At 61.3% G+C, this 15,314-nt stretch carries 17 protein-coding genes; 10 read left to right on the top strand and 7 right to left on the bottom strand.

Going from position 1 to position 15,314, the window contains the following annotated elements; translation table 11 throughout:
* Positions 1 to 331: 331 nt before the first annotated feature.
* Both N2600_RS13960 and chrA read left to right on the top strand, forming a co-directional pair.
* Positions 332 to 1,147 (top strand): sulfurtransferase/chromate resistance protein, encoded by an 816-nt coding sequence (locus N2600_RS13960; RefSeq protein ID WP_260296538.1) that lies wholly within the window; start codon positions 332 to 334, stop codon positions 1,145 to 1,147.
* 1 nt (position 1,148) lies between these two features.
* Positions 1,149 to 2,570: a chromate efflux transporter gene (gene chrA / locus N2600_RS13955; RefSeq protein ID WP_260296537.1), complete on the top strand. Its 1,422-nt coding sequence runs from the start codon at positions 1,149 to 1,151 to the stop codon at positions 2,568 to 2,570.
* Positions 2,571 to 2,669: 99 nt separating this feature from the next.
* Here chrA and N2600_RS13950 read toward each other — a convergent pair whose 3' ends face one another.
* Both N2600_RS13950 and N2600_RS13945 read right to left on the bottom strand, forming a co-directional pair.
* The gene (locus N2600_RS13950) at positions 2,670 to 4,001 is read right to left on the bottom strand and encodes a hemolysin family protein (RefSeq protein WP_260296536.1); all 1,332 of its coding nucleotides are present in this window, start codon (positions 3,999 to 4,001) and stop codon (positions 2,670 to 2,672) included.
* A gap of 164 nt (positions 4,002 to 4,165) precedes the next feature.
* Positions 4,166 to 4,549: a VOC family protein gene (locus N2600_RS13945; RefSeq protein WP_162116162.1), complete on the bottom strand. Its 384-nt coding sequence runs from the start codon at positions 4,547 to 4,549 to the stop codon at positions 4,166 to 4,168.
* A 436-nt stretch (positions 4,550 to 4,985) separates the two neighbouring features.
* On the opposite strand from N2600_RS13945, the gene N2600_RS13940 reads away from it, so the two are divergent.
* A complete protein-coding gene (locus N2600_RS13940; protein ID WP_222291459.1) occupies positions 4,986 to 5,297 on the top strand; it encodes an RcnB family protein in 312 nt (103 codons plus the stop codon).
* Between the two features lie 67 nt (positions 5,298 to 5,364).
* Here N2600_RS13940 and N2600_RS13935 read toward each other — a convergent pair whose 3' ends face one another.
* From N2600_RS13935 to znuA, 3 genes are all read right to left on the bottom strand, one after another.
* Positions 5,365 to 5,550: a hypothetical protein gene (locus N2600_RS13935; protein ID WP_170255063.1), complete on the bottom strand. Its 186-nt coding sequence runs from the start codon at positions 5,548 to 5,550 to the stop codon at positions 5,365 to 5,367.
* Positions 5,547 to 6,752 (bottom strand): zinc metallochaperone GTPase ZigA, encoded by a 1,206-nt coding sequence (gene zigA / locus N2600_RS13930; protein WP_260296535.1) that lies wholly within the window; start codon positions 6,750 to 6,752, stop codon positions 5,547 to 5,549. Before zigA ends, N2600_RS13935 begins: the two co-directional genes overlap by 4 nt.
* Positions 6,753 to 6,896: 144 nt before the next feature.
* Positions 6,897 to 7,910, bottom strand: a complete 1,014-nt coding sequence (gene znuA / locus N2600_RS13925; protein WP_311319290.1) for a zinc ABC transporter substrate-binding protein ZnuA — start codon at positions 7,908 to 7,910, stop codon at positions 6,897 to 6,899.
* Positions 7,911 to 8,012: 102 nt separating this feature from the next.
* Between znuA and znuC the strand changes: the two genes are divergently transcribed.
* The 3 genes from znuC to N2600_RS13910 are packed head-to-tail and all read left to right on the top strand — an operon-like array spanning position 8,013 to position 10,187.
* A complete protein-coding gene (gene znuC, locus N2600_RS13920; protein ID WP_222291454.1) occupies positions 8,013 to 8,984 on the top strand; it encodes a zinc ABC transporter ATP-binding protein ZnuC in 972 nt (323 codons plus the stop codon).
* Entirely contained in the window at positions 8,977 to 9,792 is an 816-nt protein-coding gene (gene znuB / locus N2600_RS13915) for a zinc ABC transporter permease subunit ZnuB (RefSeq protein WP_170260719.1), read from the top strand. Before znuC ends, znuB begins: the two co-directional genes overlap by 8 nt.
* Positions 9,789 to 10,187, top strand: coding sequence for a Fur family transcriptional regulator (locus tag N2600_RS13910; RefSeq protein WP_017964964.1), 399 nt, complete (start codon positions 9,789 to 9,791; stop codon positions 10,185 to 10,187). Before znuB ends, N2600_RS13910 begins: the two co-directional genes overlap by 4 nt.
* A 269-nt stretch (positions 10,188 to 10,456) precedes the next feature.
* Here the strand turns inward: N2600_RS13910 and N2600_RS13905 are convergent, their stop codons facing one another.
* Positions 10,457 to 11,725, bottom strand: coding sequence for a hypothetical protein (locus N2600_RS13905; protein ID WP_260296534.1), 1,269 nt, complete (start codon positions 11,723 to 11,725; stop codon positions 10,457 to 10,459).
* A 192-nt stretch (positions 11,726 to 11,917) separates the two neighbouring features.
* Here N2600_RS13905 and N2600_RS13900 point away from each other — a divergent pair, with 192 nt between their 5' ends.
* Together N2600_RS13900 and N2600_RS13895 are read left to right on the top strand one after the other, a co-directional pair.
* The gene (locus N2600_RS13900; RefSeq protein WP_017964962.1) at positions 11,918 to 12,493 is read left to right on the top strand and encodes a transglutaminase-like cysteine peptidase; all 576 of its coding nucleotides are present in this window, start codon (positions 11,918 to 11,920) and stop codon (positions 12,491 to 12,493) included.
* An 89-nt stretch (positions 12,494 to 12,582) separates the two neighbouring features.
* Entirely contained in the window at positions 12,583 to 12,981 is a 399-nt protein-coding gene (locus N2600_RS13895; protein ID WP_222291445.1) for an ester cyclase, read from the top strand.
* A 31-nt stretch (positions 12,982 to 13,012) separates the two neighbouring features.
* Here N2600_RS13895 and N2600_RS13890 read toward each other — a convergent pair whose 3' ends face one another.
* Entirely contained in the window at positions 13,013 to 13,384 is a 372-nt protein-coding gene (locus tag N2600_RS13890) for a hypothetical protein (protein WP_017964960.1), read from the bottom strand.
* Between the two features lie 442 nt (positions 13,385 to 13,826).
* Between N2600_RS13890 and N2600_RS13885 the strand changes: the two genes are divergently transcribed.
* A complete protein-coding gene (locus N2600_RS13885; RefSeq protein ID WP_032985118.1) occupies positions 13,827 to 14,228 on the top strand; it encodes a hypothetical protein in 402 nt (133 codons plus the stop codon).
* A 227-nt stretch (positions 14,229 to 14,455) separates the two neighbouring features.
* Positions 14,456 to 15,166, top strand: coding sequence for a methyltransferase family protein (locus N2600_RS13880; RefSeq protein ID WP_222291443.1), 711 nt, complete (start codon positions 14,456 to 14,458; stop codon positions 15,164 to 15,166).
* Positions 15,167 to 15,314: the final 148 nt, after the last annotated feature.

Below are 15,314 nucleotides of genomic sequence, written 5' to 3'. Positions count from 1 at the left end.
GGGCCGAAGCGCTTGTACTGATTGGGTTTTCGTACCTTCATTCGCGCTCTTCACTGGCACTCCGTGTATTCGCGGCTTTGCCACTCACCTCTCATCTGCCCGCCGGCTTGCCTGGAGGCGACCGGCAGAGACCGGGTGGAAGACCTGCCGGCTGATCGGGTGCCGTGGCGGATGGCAGGCCGCTGCCGCGGACGGCAAGCCGCCATGGCGCAATGCGCTTGACACGATGGGGTCTGTTTGCGCATGGTTTAGACATGGGGTCGCGATCACCCCACGAGGCGTCATGCTGAAGAATCGCGTCCAGTAAAACCGATCAACGGAGGGACGCGTCATGCCGTCATTTCTAGAAATCTCACCTGAAAAGCTCAGCCGCCTCATCGGGACGCCTGGGGCTCCCGTCATTATCGACGTGCGCACGGAGGAGGACTTCGCGCTCGATCCACGCCTGGTGCCGGGCTCGATCCAGCGCGCCTATGCCGATGTCGCGTCCTGGGTTGGCGGCGTCGATGCCGAAGCCGTCGTCGTGGTATGCCAGAGAGGCGGCAAGCTCAGTCATGGTGTTGCCGCCTATCTCCGCCATGTCGGGATCGATGCGGAAAGCCTCGAAGGTGGCTTCGAGGCGTGGATCGCGGGCGGACCGGCCGTCCCCGATACAAAGCTGCCGCAACGCGACGCTGAGGGGCGCACCGTCTGGGTGACGCGGGCGCGGCCGAAGATCGATCGCATCGCCTGTCCCTGGCTGATCCGGCGCTTCATAGATCCGAATGCCGTGTTCCTGTTCGTGCCGGCGCCCGAGGTTTTGGCCGTCGGCGAGCGTTTCGCGGCGACGCCCTTCGATATCGAGGATGTGTTCTGGAGCCATCGCGGCGAATTCTGCACTTTTGACGTCATGATCGAGGAGTTCGGGCTGGCTTCGGAACCACTTCTGCGCCTGGCGCGTATCGTCAGGGCGGCGGATACCGCAAGGCTCGACCTCGCCCCAGAGGCGGCGGGACTGCTTGCGGCATCGCTCGGCCTCTCGAGGATGTATTCAGACGATCTGGAGCAACTCGAGGCCGGGATGCTTCTCTACGACGCTTTTTTCCGCTGGTGCCGCGATGCGACCGAGGAAACCCACAATTGGCCGGCGCCAAAGAAGAGGGTATGAGATGGTTGAGATGACGGATAGTGCGCCCGGCGGCAAAATGGCGGAGGACGACGCGCGAGAGGAGCATCATCACGGCGTCTCGTTTGGCGAGGCCTTCAGGGTGTGGCTGCGCGTCGCCGCCCTGAGTTTTGGCGGCCCCGCCGGCCAGATCGCCGTCATGCACCGGATCATCGTCGACGAGAAGCGATGGATCGGTGAGCACCGTTTTCTGCATGCGCTGAACTATTGCATGCTGCTTCCCGGACCCGAGGCGCAGCAGCTCGCCATCTATATCGGCTGGCTGATGCATCGGACAGTGGGCGGTCTCGTCGCCGGCCTGCTGTTCGTACTGCCTGGGTTCCTGTCGATCCTCTGTCTCAGCTATATCTACGCGGCTTACGGCAACGTCGGCATCGTCGCCGGCCTGTTCTTTGGGCTGAAGGCAGCGGTGCTCGCCGTCGTCGTGCAGGCCGTGATCCGCATCGGCGGCCGGGCGCTCAAAAATCGCGTCATGGTCGGTATCGCGGCCGCGGCCTTCATCGCCATCTTCTTTCTCCATGTCCCGTTCCCGCTGATCGTGCTCGCCGCCGGCATTGCCGGCTTCCTCGGCGGCAGGTTCGGGCTTGCCGCCTTCCGGACGGGCGGCGGCCACAAGGCGGGAAGCGGCCCGACACTGTCGGACGCGGAGTCGGCGCTTGGCGAGGGCATACCGGCGCATGCGCGCCCGAATCTTGCATGGTCGCTGCGCATCTCGGCCGTGTTGCTTGCCCTCTGGCTCGCACCGCTCGCAGCACTTTACGCAACCTTCGGCGCCGATAGCGTCTTTACCGAGATTGGCCTGTTCTTCAGCAAGATGGCGGTCGTCACCTTTGGCGGGGCCTATGCCGTGCTTGCCTATGTCGCGCAGGAGGCCGTGCAGCATTTCGGCTGGCTGAAACCCGGCGAGATGCTGGATGGTCTCGGCATGGCCGAGACGACGCCGGGGCCGTTGATCATGGTCGTCCAGTTCGTCGGTTTCATGGGCGCCTACCGCGATCCGGGAGCTTTGAATCCGATGCTTGCTGCAACGCTTGCGGCGGTCCTGACGAGCTGGGTCACCTTCGTGCCGTGTTTCCTCTGGATCTTCCTCGGCGCGCCATTCATCGAAAAACTGCGCGGCAACATCGCGCTCGCCGGCGCGATGTCGGCCATAACAGCCGCGGTGGTCGGGGTCATCCTCAACCTCGCTATCTGGTTTGCCTTGCACACGCTGTTTGCTGAGGTTGCGACCGTTCACCTTGGCGGCTTACGGCTCGATATCCCCGTACTGCAATCGGCCGTGCCAGCGGCAATGGCGCTGTCTGCCGCCGCCGCCATCGCGATCTTCCGTTTCAAGGCTTCCGTGATCGCGACGCTGCTAGCCTGCGCGGCCGCAGGGATGCTCTGGACGCTGGCGGTGAATTAGAGCGCCGTGCGTCCTTTCGGACGCACAAAGGACGCTCTAACACTTTGAATCTACGCATCGTGCTTTCCGAAAATCGATTCCGATTTTCGGGCCGATGCGCTAGGCCTCCACCCCATCCGCGGAAATGCGCGTCGCGAGCATCTTGTCGATACGCATGCCGTCCATGTCGAGAACCTCGAAGCGCCAGTTGTCGAAGACGAAGGTCTCGCCGGCTTCGGGGATGTGCTGGAGCTGATGCAGGGCGAAACCCGCCAGCGTATGGAAATCGGCGTCCGGACGATCGCGCAGGCCGAGCCGTTCGAAGGCGTCGAAGGCCGGCATCATCGCGTCGATCAAGAGCGACCCGTCTTCCCTGACGACGATGTCGGGCTCTTCGTTGGATCCCGGCAGGTCGCCGGCGATGGCTTCGAGCAGGTCGGTCTGGGTGACGATGCCTTCGAGGCTGCCATATTCGTCGATGACGATGGCGAGGCGAACGGGTGAGGCCTTGAAACTGTCGAGCACGCGGACGACCGAGGTGCCCTCATGCAGCACCAGCGGCTGCTTGATCACCTCCATTGGCCGGATCTTGCCGCCGTCGAGAACCTGGTCGAGAAGGTCCTTCTTCAACACCATGCCGATCGGCTCGTCGATCGAGCCGCGGGCGACCAGCAATTGTTCGTGACTGCATTCGCGGATGGTCTTCAGGATCTCGGCCTCGCTGTCGTCGGCGTCGAACCATTCGATATCGAGGCGCGGCGTCATGATGTCGGAGATCGGCCTGTCGCCGATGTTGAACACCCGCTCGACGAGCTGCTGCTGCACCTGGTTGAGAAGGCCGGCCTCCTGGCTCTCGGCAACCAAAAGCTTGAGCTCCTGCGGCGAATGGAACGACGATTCGCCGGTTCCGGCGCGAAGACCCACACCCCGCAGCACGAGGTTGCCCATGCCGTTCAGAACAAAGATCGCCGGCTTGAATAGCACCAGGAACAGACCGAGCGGACGCACAACGGTAAGCGAAGTGGCTTCGCTGCGTTGAAGCGCCAGGCTCTTCGGTGCGAGCTCGCCGAGCACGATATGAAGTGCTGTGATGATGACGAAGGCGACGACGACGGCAACAGTATGCGCGCCCGCCGTCGCCCATTGCCCAGGCAGCCATGATAGCAGCGGCTCGATCAGGTGGGCAAGCGCCGGTTCGCCAACCCAGCCGAGGGCAAGCGACGAGATAGTGATGCCGAGCTGGGTGGCCGCAAGATTCGAGTCGAGATTATCGACGGCGCGCTGAAGTGCCGAGGCGTTCATGCGGCCTGCCGCAGCGAGTTCGGCGACGCGGCTACGCCTGACCGACACCAGGGCGAATTCGGCGGCAACGAAGAAGCCATTGGCGGCGACGAGAAGAAACACGGCTAGTATCCCGATATAGTCGGAGAGCCCGCCGGCGGAATCGGACATGTTTTCCCTGCCTTCGAGTTGATGGGAGTCCGAAACTACACGCTCGCACACTGGTGGCAAGGCGTTCCAGCCAGCCTCGCGGCGAGAGACCGTGATCGAAATACTGCGTCGGTTTGCGGATGACCGCAAATGCGTGGCAACCCGCATGACCGGCGTCGCGCCATTCACCGCTTGGGTGGTTCGAAGAGCTCGATCGGGTTTCCGGCCGGATCATCGACCAGGATCTGCTTGCCGCCTATGCCCTGCACGATCTCGTTGCGGAAACGCGCGCCGGCCTGACGCAGCGCGGCGACTTCTGCTTCCAGGTCCTTGACCTCGATCTGGATGCGATTCCAACCGCCGGGCTCCGGCTTTCGCCCATCTGGCATTGCTTGAGATGCTCCGCCAGGTCCCGTCATGCCGCTGACGAACAGACGAAAACCGTCTCTGGTCAGGATGGCGAAACTCGGCGCGGGGCGAAGTGCGACGGAGAAGCCGAGATGTCTCGTGTAGAATTCCACCGCGGCGTCGACGTCGTCGACGATGTAGCGCATGCTGATACCAGGCATGTTTTCCTCCATTGGGGTCTTCGTTGTCTTGATCTGATCGTCCCCTCGCGGGAACATCCAGAACTCTCCTGTTCCTAGGATGCGTCGGTTCGAAACTCGATTATGCGCCCGTTTCAAGTTTTTTTATGCATCTCGTTATGCCAAATCGCCGAGCGCCTTTGGGCGAGACCAGATCGAATCGAGAGCATGCCGCCCGCCGCCAGCAGCGGGACAACCCTCCACGGCCGCGCCTTCCAGGCGATGAGCAGCAAAAGCCGAAGGGCCTCATTGGACGAAGCCAGCCTGCCGCGCCAGATCATCGTGTATAAGTCTAATCTAAAGTATAAGCTTCGACATGTAGCTACTGGATTCCATTACAAAAGTTTAATTTCTATTTCAGTTTCGGTTCATCTTCTCGGCCCTAGTTTGCCCCGGTGTCCAACACGAGGAACCCCACATGAAAAAGATTTTTGCAGCCCTTCTTTCCGCCTCCTTCCTTCTTTCCCCGATGATTGTTTCCCAGGCTAGCGCCGACGATCATCGCCGTCCCCCCGTCGCCGTGCAGAAGAAGGTAGTCGTCCGGTCGCACTGGAAAAAGGGATACCGCGTCAATACCAGCGAGCGTCGACGGTTCTCCGATGTCAACGACTATCGCCGCTACCGGCTGGCGCCACCGCCACGCGGTTATCGCTGGGTCAGGGCCGATCACGACTACCTGCTGATCGGCGTCACCAGCGGTATTATCTCCAGCGTTATTGCCAGTCGCTGATCGGCAGATGAACGGGAAGAGGGCGGCTTCGACCGCCCTTTTCCTCTGCCGGCAGGCAAATCTCTCGTCAGAAGGGCTTCCTGAAGGGAACGATGTGCTCGGCGAGGCTTCGGAACAGGCTGCCGGATCGTCGTTGCCGATCGGGCCGTTCGCCTGCTGCCTCGACGGTGTCGGGATGAAGCCCTTCGATCGGCGGTAGCGGCTCGCATTCGGTGCAGACGCAGAGAGTGCGTTTGATTGCCTTCGCCTTCATGTCGCCTGCCTGTTCCAGTTGGCGAAAGGATCGGGCAGGTCGCGCCAGCGCTCGGGCACGAAGGCATCTGTCCTGATAAGACAGGCGTCGAGTTCCTTCCTGATCCAGGCTTCGTCCATGGGATCGGCACCGATGAAGACGATTTCCTGGCGGCGGTCGCCCCAGACGGGGTCGAGATAGGGGCCGATGGCGTTCATGAAGGTCGGCCCCTCGGGCCACTGCTCGGACGGTACGGAGGCCCACCAGAGGCCCATCTTGCCGGTGCGGACGATCGCGCCCGCCTGGCTGATCTCGCCGACGTGATGCGGGCGGGTCGCCAGCCAGAAGAAGCCTTTGGCGCGCACCACGCCCGGCCATGCCGTGTCGAGAAAGGCCTGCAGCTTGGCCGGATGGAAAGGGCGTTTTTCGCGGTAGACGAAGGAGCGGATGCCGTATTCCTCTGTCTCGGGCATATGATCCTTGAAACCGTGCAGTTCCTTGTACCAGAGCGGATGGGTTTCGGCCCTGTCGATGTCGAAGCGGCCGGTGCCGAGCACCTCCCGCAACGCCACTTGGCCGAAGTCCGCCTCGATCAGCCGCGCATCGGGATTGAGGCCGATGATGATCTTGCGGGCGGCGTCGCGCTCCTTTTCGCTTGCCGTGCCGATCTTGTTCAGCACCACGACGTCGGCGAATTCGATCTGCTCGACCAGCAGGTCGACGATGTTTCTGTTGTCGCCGTCACCGGCCGTTTCTCCGCGGTCGGCGAGGAAATCGGCCGAGGCATAATCGGCAAGCAGATTGACGGCGTCGACGACGGTCACCATGGTGTCGAGCCTTGCGACGTCGGAAAGGCTTTGGCCATTCTCGTCGCGAAATTCGAAGGTGGTGGCGACGGGCAGGGGCTCGGCGATGCCGGTCGATTCGATCAAGAGGTAATCGAAGCGGCCCTGATCGGCGAGCTGGCGCACCTCTTTCAGCAGATCGTCGCGCAGCGTGCAGCAGATGCAGCCATTGGTCATCTCGACCAGCTCTTCCTCGGTGCGGGAGAGATTGGCGCCGCCGTCGCGCACCAGGGCAGCATCGATATTCACCTCGCTCATATCGTTGACGATGACGGCGACGCGTAAGCCCTCGCGATTACTCAGCACGTGGTTGAGCAGCGTCGTCTTGCCGGCGCCGAGGAAGCCTGAAAGCACCGTGACGGGAAGTCTGTTGTCCATGAGAGCCTCACAAGGTTTGTCTTAATGTTATATCATTACATTCGATGCGTCGAAAAAGGCGGAACGGGGTTGTCCGCCTTTTCCGCCTCAGCTCTCTCCGGAGCGTCGCGTGTCCGATAGGACGCGCGGAGCGGCGCATGAAAGTTATGCGCTGGAGAGGCAGTCCTTCATGCTGTTGGCGATGCTGCGCATGAGGGTGAAGTAGAGATCGGGGCCGGCCTTCAGTGTTGCCGCTTCGGGATCGAGCACGCCTGATTTGGCGCGCGTGCCTTCGATGACGACATTGACGAGGCGCGGCTCGAACTGTGGTTCGGCAAAGACGCAGGTGGCGCCGAGTTCACCGACCTTGCGGTGGATTTCCGAAACACGCTCGGCGCCGGGAATAGTTTCCGGGCTGACGGTGATCGAGCCGGCGACGCGGATGCCATAGCGGTGCTCGAAATACTGGTAGGCGTCGTGGAAGACGATGAAGGGCTTGCCCTTGACCGGGGCGACGGTGGCGGTGATTTCCTTGTCCAGCGCCGTCAGCCTGTCGTCCAGCGCCTTGGCGTTTGCCTGATAGGTCAGCGCATTGGCGGGATCGGCGGCAACCAGCGTCGTGGTGATCTCGCTGGCCATCGCCTTGGCGTTCATCGGATCGAGCCAGAGATGCGTGTCGAATCTGCCATGCTCGTGATCGTCGTGGTCAGCGTCGGGGCTATGCGCGGCGTCGGCTTCATGATGCTCGTCACCATCATCATGCGCTTCGAAGGCGCCGCCCTCACGGAAAGGCAGCGTGACGAGGCCGGGGGCGTTGTCGAGTTCGGCGATGCTGGCATCCCGGCCCAGCGCCTGCAGCGGCTTTTCGAGAAAGCCCTCGAGGCCGGGGCCGACCCAGAAGATCACCTTGGCATCCTGCAAAGCGCGAGCATTCGACGGCTTCAGATTGTAGGTATGCGGGGAGGCGGCGCCATCGACGATCAGCTCCGGTTCGCCGACACCCTGCATGATCGCCGACACCAGCGAATGGATCGGTTTGATCGAGGTGACGACGACAGGCGCGTCTGCTGCTCGCATAGTGCCGGTGAAGAGAAGGGCGGGGATCGCCAGGACCGGGATTGCGAGGGCCGGCATTCTGAGGGCCAGGATTTTAAGGGCAGGCCTCAGGGCGCGTTTCATCAATATGCTCCGCTTGAATTGCAGTTGTTATGTTATTACATCAATTGCGTTATGCTATAACGTGTGCAATAGCAGGACGCAACAGCACTTTCGGAAAATTTGATGCTCTCTCCCGCAAAGACCCCCGCTGGTATCCGGGCCGAACCGCTGGTTTCGCTTGAAAATGTCGGCATCCTGCGTAATGGCCGCTGGCTGGTGCGTGGCGTCGATTTTTCCGTCTCGCGCGGCGAGATCGTCACGCTGATCGGGCCAAACGGCTCGGGCAAGTCGACCAGCGCCAAGGCAGCGATCGGCGTGTTGAAACCCAACGAGGGCAGGGTGGAGCGCAACGCCGGCCTCAAGGTCGGTTATGTCCCGCAGAAGCTCACGATCGACTGGACGCTGCCGCTTTCGGTGCGCCGGCTGATGACGCTGACCGGGCCGCTGCCGGAGCGCGACATTCTTTCGGCACTCGAATCCGCCGGCATCGCCCATATGCTCGATGCCGAGGTGCAGCATCTCTCCGGCGGCGAATTCCAGCGGGCGCTGATGGCGCGCGCTATTGCCCGCAAACCCGATCTGCTGGTGCTCGATGAGCCGGTGCAGGGGGTCGATTTTTCCGGCGAGATCGCTCTCTACGACCTGATCAAGTCGATCCGTAACGCCACCGACTGCGGTATCCTCTTGATCTCGCACGATCTCCACGTCGTCATGGCCGAGACCGACACCGTCATCTGTCTCAACGGCCATGTCTGCTGCCGCGGCACGCCTGAATCCGTCAGTCGCAGCCCGGAATATGTGCGCCTGTTCGGCAGCCGGGCGGCGCAGACGCTTGCCGTCTACAGCCATCACCACGATCATACGCATCTGCCTGATGGGCGCGTGCAGCATGCCGACGGCACGGTGACGGATCATTGCTTCCCCGATGACGGTCATCACCATGAACATGGCCATGCCGGTCATGAGCACGATCACGGCCATCCCGGGCATGACCATAGCCATGACCCCGGGCATGACCATAGCCATGACCCCGGGCATGCCGAACATGACCACGCCCATCCGCACACGCATGCGGAGGGAGAGCGCCATGCTTGACGATTTCTTCGTGCGCGCCATCCTTGCCGGCGTGGGCCTGGCGCTGACGACAGGGCCGCTCGGCTGCTTCATCATCTGGCGGCGTATGGCTTATTTCGGCGATACAATCGCCCATTCGGCGCTGCTCGGCGTCGCACTGTCGCTGCTCTTCGAACTCAACCTGACACTGGCCGTCTTTGCCGTTGCCGCGCTCGTGTCGGTGCTGCTGCTCTTCCTGCAGAAACGCCAGGCGCTGTCGGCCGATGCGCTGCTCGGCATTCTCTCGCATGCCACACTGGCGATCGGCCTCGTCATGGTCGCCTTCATGAGCTGGGTGCGGATCGATCTCATCGCCTTCCTGTTCGGCGATATCCTTGCCGTTTCCACCACCGACATCGCGCTGATCTGGGGCGGCGGGCTGTTTGTGCTCGTGGCAATGGCCTGGCTCTGGCGGCCACTCTTGGCGGCAACCGTCAATGCCGAGCTCGCCGAGGCCGAGGGGCTGAAGCCGGAGCGGGCTCGGCTGTTTTTCATGCTGCTGATGGCCGTCGTCATCGCCATTGCCATGAAGATCGTCGGCATCATGCTGATTACCTCGCTGCTGATCATTCCGGCGGCTGCGGCGCGGCGCTTCTCGGCGACGCCGGAGATCATGGCGGTATTCGCCTCATTGATCGGGGCCGCCGCCGTCGTCGGCGGGCTGTTCGGCTCGCTCACCTACGACACACCTTCCGGCCCCTCGATCGTGGTCGCGGCGCTGATCCTCTTCATGCTCAGCCTGCTTCCCGTCAGGCGCCACCGCGCGGTCATGCAAGGACAAGGCTCATGACGACACCGCAATTGACCAAGAACCAGTCGCTGGTCTTCGACGTGCTTGAAAAGGCCGAAGGGCCGCTCAGCGCCTACACCATCCTCGACAAGCTGCGCGACCACGGTTTTCGTGCACCCCTGCAGGTCTACCGGGCGCTGGAGAAGCTGCTCGAATACGGCGTCGTGCACCGGCTCGAAAGCATCAACTCCTTCGTTGCCTGCGCCCATCCGGGCGACGACTGCCACAGCCACGGCATAGTCGCCTTCGCCATCTGCGAAAGCTGCGGTCAGGTGATGGAGTTCCACGATCACGAGGTCGACCACCGGCTGATGGGCTGGGTGCGGGGGCAGAAGTTCAAACCAGCGAAGACGACGATCGAGATTCGCGGTTTGTGCAAGGCTTGTGCGGCGTAAGCGGCCGCTCTATCCGTCGGCGCCCTACCCTAACTCACCGACGGGACTTTGACGGGGCGCCATCATCTCCACCCTCATTGCTGTGACATCCCTCGGGTCGAAGCCCGAGGACAGGAATGAGCGAGGGCGGGGAGGCGGCGTGCCCGAAGGTGACCATCCACGCGTTGGTTTCCTCGCTTTCTTTGCTGCCGATCGATACACAAATCAATGATTCAAAAAGGTGAGGCCGCGAGAACGGCCTCACCTTTTGCATTTCTGTGCGGATAAGCTTAATCCGGCTTGGATTCAGAGCCGCTCTTGCCGGAGCCACCATTGTCGCTCTTGCCGGAGCCACCGTTGTCGCTCTTGCCGGAGCCGCCATTGTCGCTCTTGCCGGAGCCGCCGTTATCGCTCTTGCCGGAGCCGCCATTATCGCTCTTGCCGGAGCCGCCGTTGTCGCTCTTTCCGGAGCCGCCATTATCGCTCTTGCCGGAGCCGCCATTGTCGCTCTTGCCGGAGCTATCATTATCGCTTTTGCCGGAGCCGCCGTTGTCGCTCTTGCCGGAGCCGCCGTTATCGCCCTTGCCGGAGCCGCCGTTATCGCTCTTGCCGGAGCCGCCATTATCGCTCTTTCCGGAGCTATCATTATCGCTTTTGCCGGAGCCGCCGTTGTCGCTCGTTCCGGAGCCGCCATTGTCGCTCTTGCCGGAGCCGTCGTTGTCGCTCTTGCCGGAGCCGCCATTGTCGCCCTTGCCGGAGCCGCCATTGTCGCCCTTGCCGGAGCCGCCGTTGTCGCTCTTGCCAGCGCCGTCAGTGTCGCCCTTGCCGGGGCCGTCATTGCCGCCCTTGCCGGGACCGTCGTTGCCACCCTTGCCCGGGCCGTCATTGCCACCCTTGCCATGACCGTGATCTTTTCCGCCCCCGTCGTGGCCGTGATGATCGCGGTCCTTGCCGTCGTGATCGTCTTTCCCACTGTGGCCATGGCCGTCCTTGCCGTGCCCGTGATCTTTCCCGCCCTTGCCGCCGCCGTGATGATCATGGCCCTTGCCGTGATCGTCCTTTCCGCCATTGTCGCCGCTGCCGCTGCCGCTGCCGCTGCCGCTGCCGCTGCCGCTGCCGCTGCCGCTGCCGCTGCCGCTGCCGCTGCCGCTGCCGCTGCCGCTGCCGTCGCCATTGCCGCTGCCGCTGCCGTCGCCATTGCCGCTGCCGTCGCCATTGCCGCTGCCGTCGCCATTGCCGCTGCCGGCATCGTCGCCGTTCCCGTTCCCGTTGCCGTTGCCATCGCCATTGTCATTATCGCCAGCATTCCCATTGCTGGCGAGTGAACCGCTGCTGGATGTCTTCTTGCCGCCGCCAATGTTTTGGTTGCCGCGATCGTTATCGTTCGGATTGAACCTGCTATCGGACCGAATTGCACTGGTCGGCATGCACAGCCTGTATTCGAGTGTACCGCGAACTGCGGCCTTGCAATTAACGACTGCCGGGGCTGCCGTTGCCAAGCTGCTGCTTGCCAGAAGGGAAGCAACGGCGATGCTGAATTTCGCTGCTCTGCTGATCATTTCAATCCATCTCCGAAGGTTAACCGAATGTTAATGGGGAGAACTCCTACACTAACAATCAATTAACACGAAGAATAGATGATGGTTAATCTGTCTCAATCGTTTAATACAGTTAAATTTGCAAGTATAAAATTTTACTAAATTTTTATTCTGCCTATGTTATCGTCTCACGACAAATAAAAGGAATCGGCTATGAAGCGCCTCTTTTCGCTCGCTGGCTTTTTATTCATTCTTCTGCATTTTCAAGCTGTTGCGGGATCATCGCTTCCTGTAACGCGAAGCATCGGCGCACCCGTGGGATTCGCCGCAGCCTGCGCCAAGTACAAGTGGCTGTGCGGCAGGATGGCGACGCAACAGCTGAACGATCAGGCAGGCATGGCGCTTCTGCAAAAGGTCAATCGCGCCGTAAATGGACGTATCATTCCCGCGGAAGATCGCCCGTCTTCCCGAAATAGGGATGTCTGGTCTCTGCCGGTTGCCGGCCATGGCGATTGTGAGGACTACGCTCTCCAGAAGATGAAGGACCTGATCGAAGCTGGTTTTCCATCGAACAGGTTGGCGCTTTCCGTGGTGATTGGACCGCAGGATCAAAACCATGTCGTTCTCATTGCCCGGACGGACGGCGGCGATTATGTGCTCGACAATCTGACCGGCGCCGTGAGGCTCTGGCGCACGACAGGCTATACGTTTCTGGCCACTCAGGATTTCCAATCGCGAACGGGCTGGCGCGTGACGCTTGCTGGTCCCCGTGCAGGCGAGTTCTCTTGAACTGAAAGTCTCGAGGCGACGCGTTCGCCGCTGGCCGGCGCAGATCCCGGCGCTATCTTTGCCGGAGTAACCAAGCCAGGGACGACCGCGTGACGAAGACCGAACTCGCGGAGATATACCGCGGCTACATCGCCTGCCTGAACAGGCAGGACTGGCCCAATCTCGGGCAGTTCGTCGGCGACGATGCAGTTCATAACGGCCTGCGCCTCGGGCTGCCGGGTTACGCCGCCATGCTCGAGCGGGACTTCGATGAGATTCCCGATCTCTATTTCAAGGTGCTGATGCTCCTTTGCGATCCGCCATACATCGCCTGCCGGCTCGGCTTCGATTGCAGGCCGAAGGCAAAATTCCTCGGCCTCGATGTAAACGGCAGGCGCCTTTCCTTCACCGAAAATGTCATCTACGAATTTCGCGGCGGCAAGATCGTCGAAGTCTGGTCGGTCATCGATAAGACGGCGATCGAGTCCCAGCTTGCGAGCTCGAATTGATCGCGCGGGCGGCTTCCGGTCTGTGTTTCGATCAGATGATGGCGACGCGTTCGCCGAAGGGCGTGTCGTCGTCGAAATTGCGGGTGCCGATCCGATCGCTTTCGCCTGACAACACCGGCTGTTCCGCCTGTTCGCCGGCCTCTTCCCTTTCGTCCGATGCCGCATGCCCGTCCCGCTTTTGCGGATGCTGCTCATAATCGACGATCAGATCCGCGTGCGGGATGAGACCGCTTGCGGCTTCCTTTTCTGTGGACTTCTTCGCTGCCAGCTGATCGGCCGTGATCTGCGACTGGCGGGCAGCGACCCAGGCATTGTCGGGTTCGGAGCCGATCGAGGTGCTGGTGCCGACCTTGGTAGGTTCGGACGGGGCGGTGGCGGAGATGGGGTTGATCGCGTCGACCATGATGCTCTCCTGCTGGAACAGGATGATTTAGGCTTGCTCGGCCCAAAAATCTGAATCCTATTCTAAATTAAATAGTTAGAGGATGATGTTGTCCGAAGATGGCTTACGCTTTTCGGCATCATGCTCCATGGCGAACCGGCGAAACAGCCAGCCGTTTCCCCGAATGAAAACGGCGCAGTCTTCGGGCCTGTCAGAGAGACATATCGGGGCCGCGCCGAAAAACACAAGGGGACATCGACGTGACTGCCATTTCGGACAATGACGAAATCGGTAGCAGAGTACGAGAAATTCGACAAAGAATTGTGCGCGCAGGGGGTGCGCGGTGCGTGGTTAATGTAAGAATCGGAAACACTTTGTGACTAAGTGTCTCCAAAAGCTGCGTTTTTTGACTTGCTGCGCGCGAAGACATGACGGATATTGTTTAAACGTTGAGGAAGCCGTCATGATTAGAATGATTGAAAACCCCGCCGAACTGGCTGGCGAAGATATCACCGGCAAATATATTCTCCGGAGGCTGAACTACCACTGGTTCGCTTACGGCAAGGCGGCTATCGTGACCGCCTGCAAGGGAACGATCCTGCAGCTCGAGCGGGAAGAGACGGTCTATTCCGAGCGTTGGGGCCGCCGCGCCTATATCGGCACCGGCAGACGTTATCCCGGCGGCATCTGTCCCATTTCTGCGGTCGCCTGCGTTTGCGATACGCCTGATGACGTCAATGCCGTCATTCAACTGGATGTCGAAGCACAGGACGAATTCTATCAACTGATCGCCAAGGCCGAAGCCAGGGTTCAGGCGCTTGCCTCTTCCTCACGAAACAGCCAGTTTCTCGAAGCTGCCGAGTAGGCGGCTCTTTACCGAAATCCGCCTTCAACCATCATTGCGGCGACGGCAGAATTTTTCCGACATCTCCGAATGCTGGATGCAAAAGCGTCGCTACGATCAAGCGCGGCTTTCGTTCGCTACGCTGCCATCGGGTGCTTTCCGTCTCCTCAATCCGGTGCGGTTGTGTTAGACTTAAGCGGCATCCGTTGGGATGCAGACAGCTCGTTCCCGGTTGAACGGAAGCGGTCATGACAGAGCAGAACACTCGGCCCAATCACGCATTTGCAGCGACGGCGCCATCGCTCGGCTCGCTCGCCATCACCATTGCCGTGATGTTTGCCGCGCTATTCTGGCCGGCCGGCACGCTCGACTGGCCGCGTGGCTGGATCTTTCTCGGTCTCTTCCTTGCACTGACATGTGTCGCGATCATCTGGATCTGGCGGACAAATCCGGAGCTGTTTGCGGCGCGCAGCCGATATCAGAAAGGCACCAAGCCCTGGGACGCGGTGGTGGCGACGCTGACAATCATTCTCTTTGTCGCCATACTTCCGGTCGGCGCGTTCGACGACGGGCGTTTCCACTGGGCGCCGCAGCCAGATTGGGTGGTCCTCATCGGCTATCTGCTGATGACAGTAGGCTATCTCGGCCTGACCTGGGCGCAATCGGTCAACCGGCATTTCGAGCCGACGGTGCGCATTCAGACCGACCGCGACCACAAGGTAATCGATACCGGACCCTATGCCGCCATCCGCCATCCCGGATACGCAACCGCTGTCGTGCTCAGCGTCGGCATCGCACTGTCGCTTGGATCGCTCTACGCGCTGATCCCCGCCGGCCTGCTCATCATTGTACTCTTCGGCCGCACGCTGGGAGAGGAGGCAGAATTGCGCAAGGGGCTCGAAGGCTATGCTGAGTACATGGAGCGTGTGCGCTGGCGGTGGATTCCGGGAATTTGGTAAGCGGCTCGCGTGTCCGGAGTACGTCCAGTTATTTGCCCTTTCGCTTGCGCTCAGTGCATTCGCGGCTTCGCCGCTCATCCCCCTCATCTGCCTGCCGGCATCTTCTCCCCGCCGGGGAGAAGCGGAATCGTGGCGGCGTCTTGCCCTT

It is taken from the genome of Rhizobium sp. WSM1274, from assembly GCF_025200775.1.
Classification (GTDB): domain Bacteria; phylum Pseudomonadota; class Alphaproteobacteria; order Rhizobiales; family Rhizobiaceae; genus Rhizobium; species Rhizobium leguminosarum_I.
The sequence above is the reverse complement of the archived record's forward strand: the minus strand, read 5'-3'. Positions and strand labels throughout refer to the sequence as shown.